Origin of the sequence: Isoptericola sp. NPDC056573 (genome assembly GCF_042793335.1) — a bacterium.
Taxonomy (GTDB): Bacteria; Actinomycetota; Actinomycetes; order Actinomycetales; family Cellulomonadaceae; genus Isoptericola.
Genome location: NZ_JBHTUY010000003.1, coordinates 87,513 through 103,549, shown reverse-complemented (window position 1 = coordinate 103,549; position 16,037 = coordinate 87,513). Strand labels below are relative to the sequence as shown.

Here is a 16,037-nt window from a genome sequence, read left to right as displayed (position 1 = left end):
TCAGCCCAGCTCGGCGTCGAGCAGCCCGGCACGGGCGCGGGCGCGCACGGCCTGCGGGCTGCCGGCCGGGGCGACGTCGAGCAGGCGGGTCCAGGCGGCGTGGTCGTCGGCGCCGTCGGCACCGCGCACCCACGCGTCCAGGGCGTCCGGGTCGCCGGCGGCCAGGACGGCGGCACGGACCTCGGCCGAGAGCTCGGCGCGCAGCCGCTCGACGCCCGGGGCCACGGACCGCGGCAGCAGTGGCGCGTAGGCGTCGACGGCGGCGCGCGCGTCGCCGTCGACGAGGGCCGCGCGCACGTCGCCCGCGTCGGTGCGCAGGGGGCGGGCGAGCCGGTACGGCCGCGACCCGGCCAGCAGCGCGCCGACGACGTGCCGCAGCCGGGAGACCTCGGCCCGCACGGTGACGTCGGAGAGCTCCCCGGGGTGCAGCAGCACGGCGAGCTCGTCGGCGGCGAGGCCCGACGGGTGCTCCGCGAGCAGCAGCAGGATCTCGGCGTGCCGCAGCGACAACGACCGCTCCCCTGCGGGCGTACACAGCACGGGCCGCCCGAGCACGCGGAGGTCGACGGGGCCGACGCCTGCCGGGTGCGCGGCCGCAGCGGCGCGGGTCGCGAGCTCGCGCTCCACGGTCGCGACCGTGGCCCGCACGAGCGACAGCACGACGTGCGTCGCCGCGGCCCGCCGCCCCGTGACGTCGAGGACGCCGAGCACCCGGCCCGTGGCGGGGTCGCGGATGGGCGCGGCGGCGCAGCTGAGCTCCTGCACGGGTCGGGAGAAGTGCTCGGCGCCGATCACCTGGACCGCCCTGCGGGTCGCGAGCGCCGTGCCCGGCGCGTTGGTGCCCACGCTCTCCTCGCCCCACACGGCGCCCTCGACGAAGCCCAGGCGGTCGACCGCGCCGCGGAGGCGACGGTTCCCCTCCACCCAGAGCAGGCGGCCGATCTCGTCGGAGACGGCGACGACCAGGCCGTCGTCCGCCGCGCCGTCGACGACGAGCTCCCGCACGACCGGCATGACGGCGGCGAGCGGGTGGGCGGCGCGGTAGGCGGCGAGCTCGGCGTCGGCCAGCGCGACCTGCGGGTGCGGGGTGTCCGGGTCGACGCCGTTGCGCAGGGAGCGGCGCCAGGAGTCGGCGACGACGGGGTCGATGCCGCCGGGCGGCTCGCCCGTGCCGAGGAAGCGTTCGTACGCGGCGCGCACGGTGCGCGGGTCACGACGCACCCCGACCCCGCGCGGGCCGTGCCCCGCGGAGAAGCTGTCCCCGTGCATCGCGACCTCCCGACGTCGTCGTCCGGGCGCCGCCAGTCTAGGGGGCGGACGGCCCGGCCACGGATCGCCGGACCCTGGATCACCCCCGAGCCGTGGGCAGCGTGGTGCCCATGGCACGCAGCGCGCACGACCTCACCCCGACCAAGGTGGCCGTGGGCGATGCCGAGGAGCTCACCGGGGTCGCGTTCGGCCGAGGCGGGTTCAGGCGCGCCCGAACGCCTTGCGCAGCTCGTCCTTCGCGCGCTCGAGGACGTCGCGCTGCGCGGCGGGGAGGGTCTTCCCGGCGCGGTTGACGTAGAACGTCAGCATCGACATGGCCGAGCGGTACGCCGAGCCCTTGCGCCGGTCGCTCGCCTCGGCCGACCGCTTCAGGGATGCCGCGATGTGCGCCGGGTCGTCCCAGGTGAAGACGTCGTCCTCGAGGTCGAGCGCGTCGGAGTGCTCGGTCACGTCCTGCGACCACCGCTCGCCGTCGTCGCCCTTCGTCATGCCCTCGACGCTAGACGCGGGGCCAGGATGCTCGCAGCCCCGCCGGCGCCGCTCAGTCGCGCAGCGCGAGACGGCGCGCGAGCACGGCGCACACCACGAGCTGGAGCTGGTGGAAGATGATCACCGGGACCGCGATCACGCCCGCCGCGGCGACGGGGAACAGCACGCTGGCCATGGGCAGGCCGGTGGCGAGGGACTTCTTGGACCCGCACATGAGCAGCGCGATCCGGTCCTCGGCGGGCAGCTTGAGGGCCGCCCCGCCCCACCACGTGAGGCCCAGCATGATCGCGAGGAACACGCCGCTGACCACCAGCAGCGCCACGATCGCCCAGCCGGAGATGCCGGCCCACACGCCCGCGGAGCTCGCCGCCGCCACGGCGGAGAACACCACGACGAGGATGGTGCCGCGGTCGACCGACAGGGTGAGCCAGCGCCGCGCGCGGACCCGGTCGCCCACCCAGGGCTGCAGCAGCTGACCCACGACGAACGGGAGCAGCAGCTGGAGCAGCACCGTCTGCAGCCCGTCGAGGCCGTGGCCGGCGGTGGCGCTCCCGCCCTCCGCGTCGGTCATGAGCCACAGCACCAGCAGCGGCGTGAGCACCATGCCGAGCACGTTCGACACCGTGGCCCCGCAGATCGCGCCCGCCACGTTGCCGCGCGCCACGGACGTGAACGCCACCGACGACTGCACCGTGGACGGCAGCAGGGACAGGTAGAGCATCCCGGCGGCGAGCGGAGCGCCGACCAGCGGGGTGATCGCCCACGCGACGACGAGCCCGAGCACCGGGAAGAGCACGTACGTGGCGACGAGGATGCCGCCCTGCAGGCGCCAGTTGCGCAGGCCCGCCCACACCTCACGGGTCGAGAGGCGCGCGCCGTAGACGAGGAACAGGATCGTCACCGCGACGTCGGCCGCGACGTCGACGACCTGCTGCACGCCCGGGCCGACGGGCACCACCAGCCCCAGCACCATCACCACGACCAGCGTGACGACGAACGGGTCCACCCAACGGCTCAGCACACGACGCACCGGGCGAGTGTAGGGAGTCTCGCGCCCGGGGCACGGACACGTCCGCGGGGTGCGGGTGCCGTGCCGCCGGCCGCCGACCGCCGGGTCAGGCCTCCAGGCCCTGGCGCAGCCCGTCGAGGAGCGGCGTGGTGGGGCGACCGATCAGGCGGGCGAGGTCGCCCGACGTCTCGGCGAGCAGGCCCGCGCGCGTGTCGCCGTCGAGGGCGACGACGAACCCGGCGGTGCCCTCGTCCAGGCCTGCCGCGAGCAGCTGCTCGCGGTGCTCGTCGGCGGTGAGCCGCCGGTACGTCACGGGCCGGCCGACGACCTCGGCGGACGCGGCGGCGAGCTCGTCGAAGTCCCAGGCCACGTCGCCGGACAGCTCGTAGACGGCGCCGTCGTGGGCGACGTCACGGCGCGCGTCGAGGGCGACGACGGCCGCGGCCTCGGCGTAGTCCGCGCGGCTCGCGCTGGCGACGCGGCCGTCCCCGACGCTGCGCGCGATCTCGCCCGTCTCGCGCGCCTGCTGCACGTCGCCGAGGTAGTTCTCGGTGTACCAGCCGTTGCGGAGCACCGTGGTGGCCAGGCCCGACGCCGCGAGCAGCTCCTCGGTCGCCTTGTGCTCGGGGGCGAGGATCAGGGGCGAGGTGTCGGCGTGCGGGGCGCTCGTGTAGACGACGCGGCGGACGCCGGCGCCCTTGGCCGCCTCGATCACGGCCTGGTGCTGCGGCACCCGGCGGCCGACCTCGGAGCCGGAGACGAGCACCAGCACCTCGACGCCGTCGAGTGCGGGGACCAGGGTCTCGGGGCGGTCGTAGTCGGCCTCGCGGACCACGACGCCGGGCCCGTCCGGCCCCGCGAGGTCGGCGACCTTCGCCGTCGAGCGGGCGAGGGCCACGACGTCGGCGGGTGCGGCGCCCCGGGCGAGGAGGGACTCGACGACGAGGCGGCCCAGGTGGCCGCTGGTACCGGTGACGGCGATGGTCATGGTGATGCTCCTTCGGAGGCAGGCTCAGGTCGGGATCGCGGCCGGCCCGTGCCGGGCCGACCCCGCCAGCATGCACTTACTTTTCGTAAGTGCCAACCCGCGGCAGGTGCGGTAATCGTCACAGTGCCCGCCTCCGCGCCGCGCCGTATCCTGGGCGGGTGACCACCGACTCCCCCGCAGCCGCTCTCGACGACGTCCGCAGCGACGACGTCGCCCCGGGCCCGACCGACGCGATGATCGCCGACGTGTTCTCCCGCGGCTGCACCTCGCGCCAGGCGCTCGAGGCGGTCACCGGCCGCTGGGGCGTCCTGACCGTGGCCGGGCTGCGCGACGGCGCCGTGCGCTTCAACGCGCTGCGCCGCCGGATCGACGGTGTGAGCGAGAAGATGCTGGCCCAGACGCTGCAGACGCTCGAGCGCGACGGCATGGTCGCCCGGGAGGTCCGCACGACCATCCCCCCGCACGTCGAGTACTCGCTCACCGACCTCGGCCGCCGCGTCGCCGACCGGCTCGTCGGGCTCCTCGACGTCCTCGAGGGCTCGGTCGACGAGGTCAGCGCGGCCCAGCGGGCGTACGACGCGCGCCGGGACGCCTGAGCCTCACGTCCGCGAGGTCACGTACCAGAGCACCAGCGCGACGACGACGAGGAGCACGACGAGCACGGCGACCGCGATCTTCACCGCGCTGAACGGCCGCCTCCCGACCACCTGCCCCGTGTTCGCGTTGACCATGACCTGCCACTGCCGGCCCGCGTACACGTAGGTCGCGATCCACAGCGGGAGCAGGACCAGCTTGAACATCACGTCGGTGTATGCCGTCGCGACCGAGCCGACCCGCTGCTCGTCGCCACCGATGTCCCGCCGGACGTCGGCCGTGATGGCCTTCGCCATCGTCGCCTTGGCCCGCTCGAGGCCGGCGGCGGGCTCCACCTCGTACCGCGCCGCGGAGTACCCGGCCAGGTACTCGGCCCGGAACGGCACGGCGTCCTCGAGCGCCCACGGCCCGAGCCGGCGCAGATCGGTCTCGGACACCTGGGACGAGGCCGGGACCAGGACGTCGTCGAAGGACCGCTCGACCCGGCCCGAGACCGGCGTCCAGCTCACCCGCCGCTCCTGGCGCTCCTCGTCGCCGTCCTTCACGGTGACGTGGTACTCGTCGCCGCGCTGACCCGTGTACGACGACGACGTCTCGGCGTCGAAGGTCCAGTGGGGCACGTACGAGCCGTGCAGCGACTCCGTGTCGCCGACCTTCTTGAGCTCGCTCGGCGCGAACGGTCGCGAGCGCACCCACCGGCGGAACGCCTCGCGTGCCCGCGCCTGCTCCACGCCGAACGGGACGACCGCCTCCGGCTGCACGAGCCCGTCCGCCTCCGCGACCGCGACGAGGTGGCCGCCGCAGAAGCGGCAGGCCGCGGACAGGTCCGTGCCGCGCGTCGTCGCGCCGCACCCGTCGCACGTGAGCAGGCGGTCCTCCAGGAGGCCCGCGCGCGACCCCTCCTGCGCTGCGGCCCACGCGTCGAACGAGTGCTCGTCGACGGCGTCGCCCGCCGCGTGGACGATCTCCACCTCACCGCCGCACGCCCCGCACCGCAGGTGCTGCGTACCGGGCACGTAGGCGAGCTGGGAACCGCACGCGTCGCAGCGCGTGCGCACGAGGTCGTCCCGCACCTCGCTCACGACCGGGCCCCGGTCCCGCTCGACGGCCCCGCCTGCGGCGGCAGCGGGGGCGGTGTCGCCGCGAGGAGCGGGGCGAGCACGGGCACCTGCCCGGCCGGCGTCCACGCGGCCATGCCCTGCTGCCACACGAGGGTCTCGCGCGTAAGGTCGCCGGTACCCACGAGCGCGGCGAGGTCCACCGCGGTGCCCGGGCCGGCCTGCGACCCGGCGGCCGACCAGAACCACGGGGACTCGGCGACCGGCAGGGGCGGCGGGCCCGCGGGCGGCGGCGCGGCCGCCGCGGGCGGCGCCGACGGCGCCAGCGCCTGGGCCATCTGCTGCCCCATCGCCAGGCCCATCCCCACGCCCATCCCCGAGCCGAGGCCCTCGCCGGCCCCGCCCGGGTTGGCGGCGGCGGTCTCGATCGCCGTCGCCGCCTGGAACTTCGTGTACTGGTCCAGATCGCCGACGACGGCCATCCGGGTCCGCTTGTCGAGCGCCGCCTCGACCTCCGGCGGGAAGGAGACGTTCTCGAGGACGAACCGCGGCACGGCGACGCCGTACTCCGTCAGGTCCTCGGAGAGCTGGTCCGCCAGGCGGCCGGCGATCTCGCGCTGGTTCGCGGCGAGGTCGATCACGGCGACGCCCGCCTCGGCCAGCGCCGGGCCGAGCCGGCCCACGACGAGGCTGCGGAAGTAGTCGCCGATCTCGTCCGTGCGGAACTGCGGGTCGGTGCCCACGAGCTGCCGCAGGAGCGCGGCGGGGTCCACCACCCGCAGCGCGTAGGTGCCGAAGGCGCGGACACGGACCGCCCCGAGCTCGGGGTCGCGCAGGATCACCGGGTTCTGGGTGCCCCAGGTGAGGTCCGTGAACTGGCGGGTCGCGACGAAGTAGACCTCCGCCTTGAACGGCGAGCTGAACCCGTGCTTCCAGCCCTGGAGCGTGGACAGGATCGGCAGGTTCTTCGTCTCCAGCGTGTACGTGCCCGGGCCGAAGACGTCGGCGAGGCGGCCCTCGCTGACGAACACCGCCGCCTGCCCCTCGCGCACGACCAGCCTGGCCTGGTTCTTGATCTCGTTGCCCTGGCGGGGGAAGCGCCAGACGATCGTGTCCCGGCTCTCGTCGAGGAACTCGACGATGTCGATCAGCTGTCCACGCAGCTTCTCCAAGAAGCTCATCCGGAATCCTTCGGTGTCGTGCGGGTCGGGGAAGTTCGAGTCGCGCGGCCGCTGGGCCGCGCTGAGCATAGCGGTGTCTGCCGCCGCCGATGACGGGGCCAAGTCCCGGCAAAATCCCCAGGTCGCCGCGGGTCGGCCCGGCGGCGCCCGAGCGCACCCGCCCGCGACCTATCCTGGCCGGGTGCCTGCCGCGCCCCCGCTCCCGGACCGGACCTCCGACGTCGCGGTGCTCCTCGCGGCCGGCGCGGGGACACGGCTGGGACGCGGCCCCAAGGCGCTCCTGCCCCATCGCGGCCGCCCGCTCGTCGAGCACGTCACGGCTGCCCTGCTCGCCGGCGGGTGCGACGCGGCCGTCGTCGTGCTCGGCGCGGGGGCGGAGCGCGTGCGTGCCGCGGCGTCGCTCGACGGCCCCGAGGTCCGCGTCGTGCTCAACGCCGGCTGGGCCACGGGCATGGCCTCGTCCCTGCGTGCCGGCGTCGCGGCCGCGCTGGAGCCGCGGGACGACGTGCCGCCGGCGCGGCTCGTCGTCGCGCACGTGGACCAGCCGGGCGTGACGCCCGACGACGTCGCGCGCCTGCTGGCCGCGCACCGCCCCGGCCGCGTCACCGCGTCGCACTGGGCCGACGCTCCCGACCGGGACCGGCCGCGCTGGTCGCACCCGCTCGTCCTCGACGCCGCGCTCGCCGCGCCGGCCGCCGCGAGCGCCGTCGGCGACGCCGGGGCGCGCGCGTTCCTGCGCGCGCACGCCGACCTGATCGACGTCGTCACGCACCCCGGCGACGGGCGCGACGTCGACACCGAGGCCGACCTCGACCTGCTCGCCTGACCGTCCACGAGGCCCCGGCGGTCACGACGCCGCGGCCGCCTTGATGCCCAGGTAGACCTTGTCGCGCGCGAGCGGCAGCTCGGTGAACCGCACCCCTGTCGCAGCCCGCAGCGCGTTCGCGAGCGCCGGGGCGACGGGGTTGAACGGGCTCTCGCTCATGGACTTCGCCCCCATCGGCCCGGTGGAGTCCGAGGTGTCGGCGAAGTACACCTCGCTGCGCGGCACGTCCGCGAAGGTGGGCAGGTGGTACTGGCGGAAGATGTCGGTCGTGACGCGGCCCGTGTCGTCGATCACGACGTCCTCGTAGAGCGCGGCACCGAGCGCCTGGGCGATGCCGCCCTCCACCTGGCCGCGGCACTGGCGCGGGTTGACGACCTCCCCGGCGTCGGCGGCCTGGACGCTCTGCAGGATGCGGATCTCGCCGGTGCCGCGGTGCACGGCCACGCGGAAGCCGTGCACGTTGAACGCGACGGACCGCGGCGTGCCGCCCCAGCGTCCCTCGGCCTCGAGCCGCACGCCCGCGGCCCGGGCATGGCGCGCCACCTCGGCCAGCGGCACCACCGAGCCGCCGCCGTACTCGACCCCGCCGGGCACCAGCGTGCAGTCTGCCGACGGCGTGCCCGTGAGCGACGACGCCACCACCCGCACGCGCTCGGCGAGCTCGGTCGCCGCCGCGAGCGACGCCTTGCCCGCCACCACCGTGCCGGTGGACCCGAAGGCGCCGGTGTCGTGGTCGACCAGGTCGGTGTCGGACTGCCGGACGACGACGTCGGCCGCCCGCTGCCCCAGCGCGCTGGCCACGAGCTGCGCGTGCACGGTCGTGGTGCCGTTGCCGAACTCGGCGGTGCCGACCTCGGCCTCCACCACGCCGTCGGGGCGCAGCCGGGCGCGGGCGTGCGACACGTGGCCGCGCGGCGGCACGGTGTCGATCATCGACAGGGCCGTGCCCTCGCCGACGCCCCACTCCTTCCCCAGCCACGGCAGCGGGGACTCGGCCGGGTCGGCCGGGTCCGCGCCGTACGCCGCGACGTCGCGCGCGCGACCGCGGGCCAGCGCGTCGTCGGCCAGCTCGATGCACTGGTCGAGGCCGTAGCTGCCGTACAGCACGTCCTCCTCGGGCTCGGGCGCGGTGGACAGCATCGGCACGCCCGGGCGCACCACGTTGCGGCGCCGCAGCTCCAGCGGGTCCATGCCCAGCTGCCGGGCCAGCTCGTCCATCGCCGACTCGACGGCGAAGATCATCTGGCTCAGCCCGTATCCACGAAAGGCGCCTGCGGGCAGCGTGTGCGTGTAGACGCAGTGCGCGTCGACCTTCTTGTTCGCGCAGGAGTAGACGGCGATCGACTCGCCGCAGCCGTGGAACATCACGCCCGGCCCGTGGTTGCCGTACGCGCCCGTGTTGCTCAGCACGTCCAGGTGCAGCGCGGTCAGCGTCCCGTCGCGGCGCGCGCCGGCACGGACCTTGATGCGGAACGGGTGCCGCGTCGTCGTGCCGACGAACGTGTCCGTGCGCGTGAGCTCCAGCTGCACGGGGCGTCCGAGCTTCAGGGCCGCGAGCCCGGCGACGTCCTCGACGAGCACCTCCTGCTTGCCGCCGAAGCCTCCGCCCACGCGCTCGCACACCACGCGCACGCGGTCCATGGGCAGGTCCAGCACGCGCGCGAGGTGGCGGCGCGCGAGGAACGGCACCTGGGTGGAGGACCGCACGACGAGGCGGCCGTCGTCGTCGAAGGACGCGATCGCGGCGTGCGTCTCGAGCGCCGCGTTCTGCACGCGCTGGGTGCGGTACGTCGCCTCGTGCACGACGTCGGCCTCCGCGAGGCCCGCCTCGACGTCGCCCAGCTCGCTGTGCAGCTCGGCGACAACGTTGGCGTCCGGCCGCGACACCCGCGCGGTGGCGGCGTCCAGGTCCGGGTGCACGAGCGTGGCCCCGGGCGCCATCGCCTGCTCCGGGTCGATCAGCGCGGGCAGCACGTCGTACTCGACGCGCAGCCGGCGCACGCCCTCCTCCGCCGCGGCCACCGAGTCCGCGACGACGGCGGCCACCCGCTGCCCGACGTACCGCACGACGTCGTCGAGGACCCGGGTGTCGTCCGGGTCGTCGGTCCACAGCTCGTGCTGGGCCGTGCTGAACCGCGCGGCGGGCGCGTCCTCGTGCGTGAGCACCGCGTGGACCCCGGGCACCGCCAGCGCGTCGGCCGTGTCGATCGACAGGATCCGCGCGTGCGCGTGCGGCGACCGCGCCAGCTTGAGGTGCAGCAGGCCCGGGTACGCCTCCGGGTCGACGTCGAGCGTGTAGCGCACCTGGCCGGTCACCACGCCGCGGCTCGCGGGGGCGGGCTCCGAGGTGCCGAACGCAGTGCCCGACGCGGCGGAGCCGGCCGCCCGGTCCCCGACGCCGCGGGAGCGCTGCGGCGTCCACCCGTCGTGGGCGTGGTCGCAGGGCGCGGCCCCGGCCGGGTGGGCCGTGCCGCACGCGTCGTCGCCGAGCACCGCGTCGGCGACCGCCCGGTAGCCCGTGCACCGGCACAGGTTGCCCTTGAGGCTGCGGGGCAGGTTCGCGCGCTGGTCGTCGTCGAAGGTCGCGGCAGTCATGATCATGCCGGCGGTGCAGAAGCCGCACTGGAAGCCCTGCGCGTCGTGGAACTGCTGCTGCACCGGGTGCAGGCCCTCCGCGGTGGGCTCCTCGGCCGTGGCCGCGAGCCCGGCGATCGTGGTCACCTCGCGCCCGGCCGCGCGCCGCGCGGGGTACACGCAGCTGTGCACGGGCACCCCGTCGACGTGCACGGTGCACGCGCCGCAGTCGCCGCCGTCGCAGCCCTTCTTCACGCCGAGCGAGCCCTGCTCCCGCAGGAACGTGCGCAGGCACTGGCCGGCGCGCGGCACGGCGTCCACGTCGCGGCCGTCCACCCGGAGCACGGGCGAGGCGCCCGGGGAGAGGGTCGTGGGGCGGGTGGTCGCGTCGGTCATCGCCGGCCTCCGTCGGTCAGTTCGGCGCGGATCTCCTCCGCGAGCCGGTAGGTCATGTCACGACGCCAGGCCGGGAGGCCGTGGATGTCGTCGTGGTAGAGGTCGGACGGGATCGCGGCGTCGATCGCGGCGGCCAGTCCCGCGGCGTCGGGGTGCGCGCCGGCGGGGAACCGCAGCCGGACCGGCCGGCGGGTCGACGCGGTCACGGTGATGACGAGCGCGCCGCCGTCGGCGGGCGCGTCGAGCCGCCCGATCAGCAGCACGCCGGAGCGGCCGAGGTTCGACAGCGACAGCCGCCGGAAGGCGGTGCGGGCGCGCAGCGCGGCGGCCGGGAGCCGGATCGCGCGCAGCAGCTCGCCCGGTGCCAGGGTGTTGCGCATCTCGCCGGTGACCAGCTCGGCCACGGGCTCGGCGCGCCGCGCCCCGCCCGGCCCCCACACCTCGGCGACGCCGTCCAGGGCCGCGGTGAGCGACGTCATCGGCCCCGCGGGCAACGACGTCACGACGTTCCCGCCGACCGTCGACGTGTTCCAGATCTTGAACGACGCGACGAACGCGTCGCAGCACGGGCGCACGAGGGCGAGCGCGGGCCACGCGGCGCGCACCGGGGCCGACGCCGCGGCCGCCGGGAAGGCGTACAGCTCGGCGACCGTGCAGGTCGCGGCGATCTCCAGCCCGTCGTCGGTCACCGTGAGCGCCGGCCAGCCGGCGCTCGTGAGGTCGAGCAGGCGGCGCAGCGTCTGGCTGCCGTACGAGAACAGGACGGTGCCGCCCGCCAGCCACGCGTCGCCCTCGCGCCAGTCGGCGGGGTCGGCGGTGGGGACCAGGTCGGTGACGGTGTTCATGTCCACCGGGGACGCTCCTTGCTCCGGGTCGTGCCGGGGATGGTGCCGCGGGCCGCGTGCAGCGGCCCGTCCGTGCGGCTGAGAGGGACGGCGGCGTCCCGCCCGTAGCGCACCGCGACGAGCTCGGCGACGACCGACACGGCCACCTCCTCCGGCGTCACGGCGCCGAGGTCGAGCCCGATCGGCGAGCGCAGCCGCGCCAGCAGGTCGGGCGTGACGCCCTCGTCGCGCAGGGCCTGGATCCGTTGGGCGTGCGAGCGGCGCGAGCCCATCGCCCCCACGTACGCGAGCGGCAGCCCGAGCGCGAGCCGCAGGGTCGGGACGTCGAACTTCACGTCGTGGGTGAGGACGGCGACCGCGGTGCGGGCGTCGAGCCGCCCGGCCGCGGCCTCGGCCGCGAGGTAACGGTCCGGCCAGTCCACGACCACCTCGTCCGCCTGCGGGAACCGGCGCGGCGCGGCGAACACCTCGCGGGCGTCGACGAGCGTCACGCGGTACCCGAGCAGGTGCACGGCACGCACGAGCGCGCCCGCGAAGTCGTTGGCGCCGACGACGACGAAGCGCGGCGGCGGGAGCCGGGTCTCGACGAGCAGCGTCACGGGCTCCTCCGGGGCGCCGTCGTCGCACGCGCCGTCGGGCACGCCGGGCGCCGCGTGGACGGTCGCGGCGCCACCCGCCCGCAGCACGGCCGCGACCTGGGCGGACACGGCCGGCAGCGCGCCGTCGTCGACCAGCCCTCGTAGCGAGCTGTCAGGGCCGGCGCCGGGCATACTTCCCGCTGGCCCTGACAGGTCCCGCAGGACGACGGCGGTCGGGCGCGCGACGTCGAGCCGGCGCACGAGCGCGGCGGAGCCGCCGCCGGCGGCAGCCAGGCGGGCGAGGGCGACGGCGGCGGGGTCGCCCTCGTCGCCAGGGCGCACGGGCTGCACGTGCACCTCGAGGCTGCCGCCGCACGTGAGCCCGACGGCGAACGCGTCGTCGTCGGAGTATCCGAAGGTCTCGCGGTGGCACTCGCCGACGGCGATCGCGTCGAGCGCGGCCGCGTGCACGGCCGCCTCCACGCAGCCCCCGGAGAGGCTGCCGATCACGGCCCCGTCGGCGCGGACGGCCATCGCGGTGCCGACCGGCCGCGGCACCGAGCCGGACGCGCCGACGACGGTCGCGACGGCGAACGGCTCCGCGCCGGGCACGAGCCACTCGGCGAGCTGGTCAGCCAGGGTGAGCATCTCAGGGGTCCCTCCCCGCCGGTCGGACCTGCCGGGTCACGGCGGGCCCGACCGACATCGTCGTCAGGCGCCGATCGCCGCCGAGAGCGGGCCGCGCACGAAGTACACGAGGAAGCCCGCGGCGACCACCCACAGCAGCGGGTGCACCTCGCGCGCCCGGCCGCAGGCGAACCGCAGCAGCACCCACGTGATGAAGCCGATCCCGATCCCGTTGGCGATGGAGTACGTCAACGGCATCGTCACGACCGTGAGGAAGACCGGCAGGGCGACGGAGAAGTCGCCCAGGTCGATCTCCTTGATCTCCCGCATCATCATCGCGCCGACCACCACGAGGGCGCCGCTGGCGACCTCGATCGGCACGACGGCGGTGAGCGGCGTGAGGAACATGGCGACCAGGAACAGGCCGCCCGTCACGACCGACGCCAGGCCGGTGCGGGCCCCCTCGCCGACGCCCGCCGCCGAGTCGACGAACACGGTGTTCGACGACGACGACGTCGCGCCGCCGACGACGGCGCCCACGCCCTCGACGACCAGCGCCGACTTGATCCTCGGGAAGTTCCCGTCCTTGTCGGCCAGCCCGCCCTGCTTGGCGAGCCCCGTCATCGTGCCCATCGCGTCGAAGAAGTTCGTGAAGAACAGGGTGAACACGAGCATCGTGGCCGCGAGCGCCCCGATGCGGTCGAAGGCGCCGAAGCTGAACTGGCCCAGCAGGGACAGGTCCGGGACGGAGACCAGCGAGTCGGGCAGCGCGGGCACCGACAGGTGCCAGCCGCCCGGGTTGTCGGCGCCGGCCGGGCCCAGCTGGAGCACGGCCTCCACGACGATCGCCACGACCGTGGTCGCGACGAGCCCGATGAGCAGGCCGCCCTTGACCCTGCGCGCCACGAGGATCCCCATGAGCAGCAGCCCGAGGACGAAGATCATCGTCGGGACGGTCGTGATGGACCCCCCGTCGCCGAGCTGCACCGGCGGGCCGCCCTCGGTGGGGGTGACGAAGCCGGCGTCGACGAAGCCGATGAAGGCGATGAACAGGCCGATGCCCACGGTGATCGCGGCCTTGAGCTGGCGCGGGACGGCGTTGAAGATCGCCGACCGCGCGCCGGTGACGGCGAGCAGCACGATCAGCAGGCCGTTGATGAGCACCAGGCCCATGGCCTCGGGCCAGGTCACGTCGCCGACCACGGCCACGGCGAGGAACGAGTTGATCCCCAGCCCGGCCGCGAGCGCGAACGGCAGGTTCGCGACGAGTCCGAACAGGATGGTCAGCACGCCCGCGGCGAGGCCGGTGACGGCGCCCACCTGGGCCGTCGCGAGCCAGCCGCCCGCGACGTCGGTGGGGGCGTTCTCGGCGCTGGTGCCGCCGAGGATGAGGGGGTTGAGGATGACGATGTACGCCATCGCGAAGAAGGTCACCAGCCCGCCACGGATCTCGCGTCCCGTGGTGGATCCTCGCTCGGTGATCTTGAACAGCCGCTCCAGCACGCCGCGGCCGGCGCCGGTGGAGGGCGTCTTGTCGTTCTCGGCGGTGTCCCGCCGCGTTCCCAGGATGGTCACGTCCTTGTGTCCTTTCCGGCCCGCGCGTCAGTAGTCGACGCGGGTCTCGAGGACACGCCACGCGTCGAACGGCGCGACGGCGCTGCCGGTGCGCTCGTGGCGCACGGTCATCACCCCGCCGGCGGCCCGGGTCTCGGGCGCGGCGTGGAGCCGGGAGGCGAAGAAGTCGTAGAACACGGCGTCGTCGAACCCCGCGGCGGCCGCGTCGTGGCGGTCGGCGGCGAAGTAGACGGCGTCCACGCGCGCCCACAGGGCGGAGGCGAGGCACATGGGGCACGGCTCGCAGCTCGAGTAGAGGACGGCCCCCGACAGGTCGAACGTGCCGAGCTCGGCGCAGGCGCGCCGGATGGCGGTGACCTCCGCGTGCGCGGTGGGGTCGTTGTCCTGGGTGACGCGGTTGTTGCCCTCGACGACGCGGCCGTCACGGGTGACGACGACGGCTCCGAAGGGGCCGCCCGCGTTCGCCACGCTGTCGACGGCCAGGGAGACGGCCTTCTCGAGGTGTGCTGCGGCCGGATGGACGGCCGGAGCGACGGCCGTGCCGGGTGCCTGGGTGTTGATCACGGCATTGCGGTCCATGGTGAGTCTCCACGGTTCGGGCAGCGGCCCCCGGGTGCTCGGGTCCGTCGGCCCTTCGAGGACCCGGTGGAGACCGGGCGCTCGGCGGGTCGCTGCAGGCGAGTTGTCCTTCATGCCGCCTGGTAGATAGCTGCCGGTGTCGGATCGATCTCGTCGATCACCGCGCGGGAGTCGACGTCGACGTCCGCACGGCCCGGGCCCGCCGTAGGCAAGCGCGACGCTAACACTCGGTGACCGACGCCACAAGCGTTTTGGAATCACAATTCCGTATCGCGGGTGTTTCGTCGCGATGAACTCCGTCTCGCATCGTGGTCCCACATGATGGACACGGGCTGTCGCTGCTGGTGGTGCAGTTCCTAGAGTGTCCACAGAACCCGCGTGTCCCAGGCCCGAGTGGCCACGACCCACCGCGCCGGCCGGCGTCCGGTGTCGCCGCACAGATGGAGGAACCATGCCCGCACCCACCGACCCGACGCCGCGCCTCGCCGAGTACGCGCACCCCGAGCGCCTCGTGACGACGTCGTGGCTCGCCGAGAACCTCGACACCCCGGGCCTGGTGGTCGTGGAGTCCGACGAGGACGTCCTCCTCTACGAGACCGGCCACATCCCCGGCTCCGTGAAGATCGACTGGCACACCGACCTGCTGCAGCCCGTCGAGCGCGACTACCTCGACGGCGCCGGCTTCGCCGACCTGCTCGCGAGCCGCGGCATCTCCCGCGACACGACGATCGTGCTGTACGGCGACAAGAACAACTGGTGGGCCGCCTACACCGCCTGGGTCTTCACCCTGTTCGGCCACGAGGACGTCCGCCTGCTCGACGGCGGCCGCAACCTGTGGGTGGCCGAGGGCCGCGAGCTCACCACCGACGTGCCCTCCCCCGCCCGGGGCGAGTACCCCGTCGTCGAGCGCGACGACGCCACGTTCCGCGCCTTCAAGGAGGACGTGCTCGCCCACCTCGGCAACGGCCCGCTGGTCGACATCCGCTCCCCGCAGGAGTTCTCCGGCGAGCGTCTGCACATCCCGGACTACCCGGAGGAGGGCGTGCTGCGCGGCGGCCACATCCCGTCGGCCCGCAACGTCCCCTGGGCCACCGCGGTCGCCGAGGACGGCACCTACAAGCCGCGCGCGGAGCTCGAGGCGATCTACCAGGAGGGCGGCCTCGGCCTCACCGCCGGCGACTCGGTGATCACCTACTGCCGCATCGGCGAGCGCTCCAGCCACACCTGGTTCGCGCTGCGCTACCTGCTCGGCATCGACGACGTCCGCAACTACGACGGTTCCTGGACCGAGTGGGGCAACGCCGTGCGCGTGCCGATCGTCGCGGGCGCCGAGCCCGGCGAGGTCCCCTCGAGCGTCAAGCAGCAGCAGGCCGCCTGACGCACCGACCAGCCACGGCGCCGAGCTCGAGCCGGTCCGGACCCTTCCGCGGTCCGGACCGGCTCGACCGG

The 16,037-nt window shown here is 75.0% G+C and carries 14 protein-coding genes; 3 read left to right on the top strand and 11 right to left on the bottom strand.

Going from position 1 to position 16,037, the window contains the following annotated elements; all coding sequences use genetic code 11:
- The 4 genes from ACFQ8E_RS05585 to ACFQ8E_RS05570 all read right to left on the bottom strand — a co-directional run bounded on the left by ACFQ8E_RS05585 (position 1) and on the right by ACFQ8E_RS05570 (position 3,755).
- Entirely contained in the window at positions 1-1,269 is a 1,269-nt protein-coding gene (locus tag ACFQ8E_RS05585; protein ID WP_430549592.1) for a GAF domain-containing protein, read from the bottom strand.
- 201 nt (positions 1,270-1,470) lie between these two features.
- Positions 1,471-1,758, bottom strand: a complete 288-nt coding sequence (locus tag ACFQ8E_RS05580; protein ID WP_430549591.1) for a DUF3175 domain-containing protein — start codon at positions 1,756-1,758, stop codon at positions 1,471-1,473.
- A gap of 52 nt (positions 1,759-1,810) precedes the next feature.
- On the bottom strand, positions 1,811-2,788 hold the full coding sequence (locus ACFQ8E_RS05575) for a bile acid:sodium symporter family protein (protein WP_430549590.1): 978 nt from the start codon (positions 2,786-2,788) through the stop codon (positions 1,811-1,813).
- 85 nt (positions 2,789-2,873) lie between these two features.
- Complete coding sequence (locus ACFQ8E_RS05570; RefSeq protein WP_430549589.1) at positions 2,874-3,755, bottom strand: SDR family oxidoreductase; 882 nt, start codon at positions 3,753-3,755, stop codon at positions 2,874-2,876.
- A 158-nt stretch (positions 3,756-3,913) separates the two neighbouring features.
- Here ACFQ8E_RS05570 and ACFQ8E_RS05565 point away from each other — a divergent pair, with 158 nt between their 5' ends.
- Positions 3,914-4,351 (top strand): winged helix-turn-helix transcriptional regulator, encoded by a 438-nt coding sequence (locus ACFQ8E_RS05565; RefSeq protein ID WP_430549588.1) that lies wholly within the window; start codon positions 3,914-3,916, stop codon positions 4,349-4,351.
- Between the two features lie 3 nt (positions 4,352-4,354).
- On the opposite strand, the gene ACFQ8E_RS05560 is transcribed toward ACFQ8E_RS05565, so the two are convergent.
- Together ACFQ8E_RS05560 and ACFQ8E_RS05555 are read right to left on the bottom strand one after the other, a co-directional pair.
- Entirely contained in the window at positions 4,355-5,431 is a 1,077-nt protein-coding gene (locus ACFQ8E_RS05560) for a hypothetical protein (protein WP_430549587.1), read from the bottom strand.
- A complete protein-coding gene (locus ACFQ8E_RS05555; RefSeq protein WP_430549586.1) occupies positions 5,428-6,588 on the bottom strand; it encodes an SPFH domain-containing protein in 1,161 nt (386 codons plus the stop codon). The genes ACFQ8E_RS05560 and ACFQ8E_RS05555 overlap by 4 nt, the downstream gene beginning before the upstream one ends.
- 181 nt (positions 6,589-6,769) lie before the next feature.
- On the opposite strand from ACFQ8E_RS05555, the gene ACFQ8E_RS05550 reads away from it, so the two are divergent.
- The gene (locus tag ACFQ8E_RS05550; RefSeq protein ID WP_430549585.1) at positions 6,770-7,414 is read left to right on the top strand and encodes an NTP transferase domain-containing protein; all 645 of its coding nucleotides are present in this window, start codon (positions 6,770-6,772) and stop codon (positions 7,412-7,414) included.
- A 21-nt stretch (positions 7,415-7,435) separates the two neighbouring features.
- On the opposite strand, the gene ACFQ8E_RS05545 is transcribed toward ACFQ8E_RS05550, so the two are convergent.
- The 5 genes from ACFQ8E_RS05545 to ACFQ8E_RS05525 all read right to left on the bottom strand — a co-directional run bounded on the left by ACFQ8E_RS05545 (position 7,436) and on the right by ACFQ8E_RS05525 (position 14,588).
- The gene (locus tag ACFQ8E_RS05545; RefSeq protein WP_430549584.1) at positions 7,436-10,384 is read right to left on the bottom strand and encodes a molybdopterin-dependent oxidoreductase; all 2,949 of its coding nucleotides are present in this window, start codon (positions 10,382-10,384) and stop codon (positions 7,436-7,438) included.
- On the bottom strand, positions 10,381-11,235 hold the full coding sequence (locus tag ACFQ8E_RS05540; protein WP_430549583.1) for an FAD binding domain-containing protein: 855 nt from the start codon (positions 11,233-11,235) through the stop codon (positions 10,381-10,383). Before ACFQ8E_RS05540 ends, ACFQ8E_RS05545 begins: the two co-directional genes overlap by 4 nt.
- Positions 11,226-12,455 carry an XdhC family protein gene (locus tag ACFQ8E_RS05535; RefSeq protein WP_430549582.1) on the bottom strand — a complete coding sequence of 410 codons (1,230 nt, stop codon included), beginning with the start codon at positions 12,453-12,455 and terminating at the stop codon, positions 11,226-11,228. The genes ACFQ8E_RS05540 and ACFQ8E_RS05535 overlap by 10 nt, the downstream gene beginning before the upstream one ends.
- 63 nt (positions 12,456-12,518) lie before the next feature.
- Entirely contained in the window at positions 12,519-14,009 is a 1,491-nt protein-coding gene (locus tag ACFQ8E_RS05530) for an NCS2 family permease (protein WP_430549581.1), read from the bottom strand.
- A gap of 27 nt (positions 14,010-14,036) precedes the next feature.
- Complete coding sequence (locus ACFQ8E_RS05525; RefSeq protein WP_430549580.1) at positions 14,037-14,588, bottom strand: nucleoside deaminase; 552 nt, start codon at positions 14,586-14,588, stop codon at positions 14,037-14,039.
- A gap of 451 nt (positions 14,589-15,039) precedes the next feature.
- Between ACFQ8E_RS05525 and ACFQ8E_RS05520 the strand changes: the two genes are divergently transcribed.
- Positions 15,040-15,966, top strand: coding sequence for a sulfurtransferase (locus tag ACFQ8E_RS05520; protein ID WP_430549579.1), 927 nt, complete (start codon positions 15,040-15,042; stop codon positions 15,964-15,966).
- Positions 15,967-16,037 lie beyond the last annotated feature (71 nt).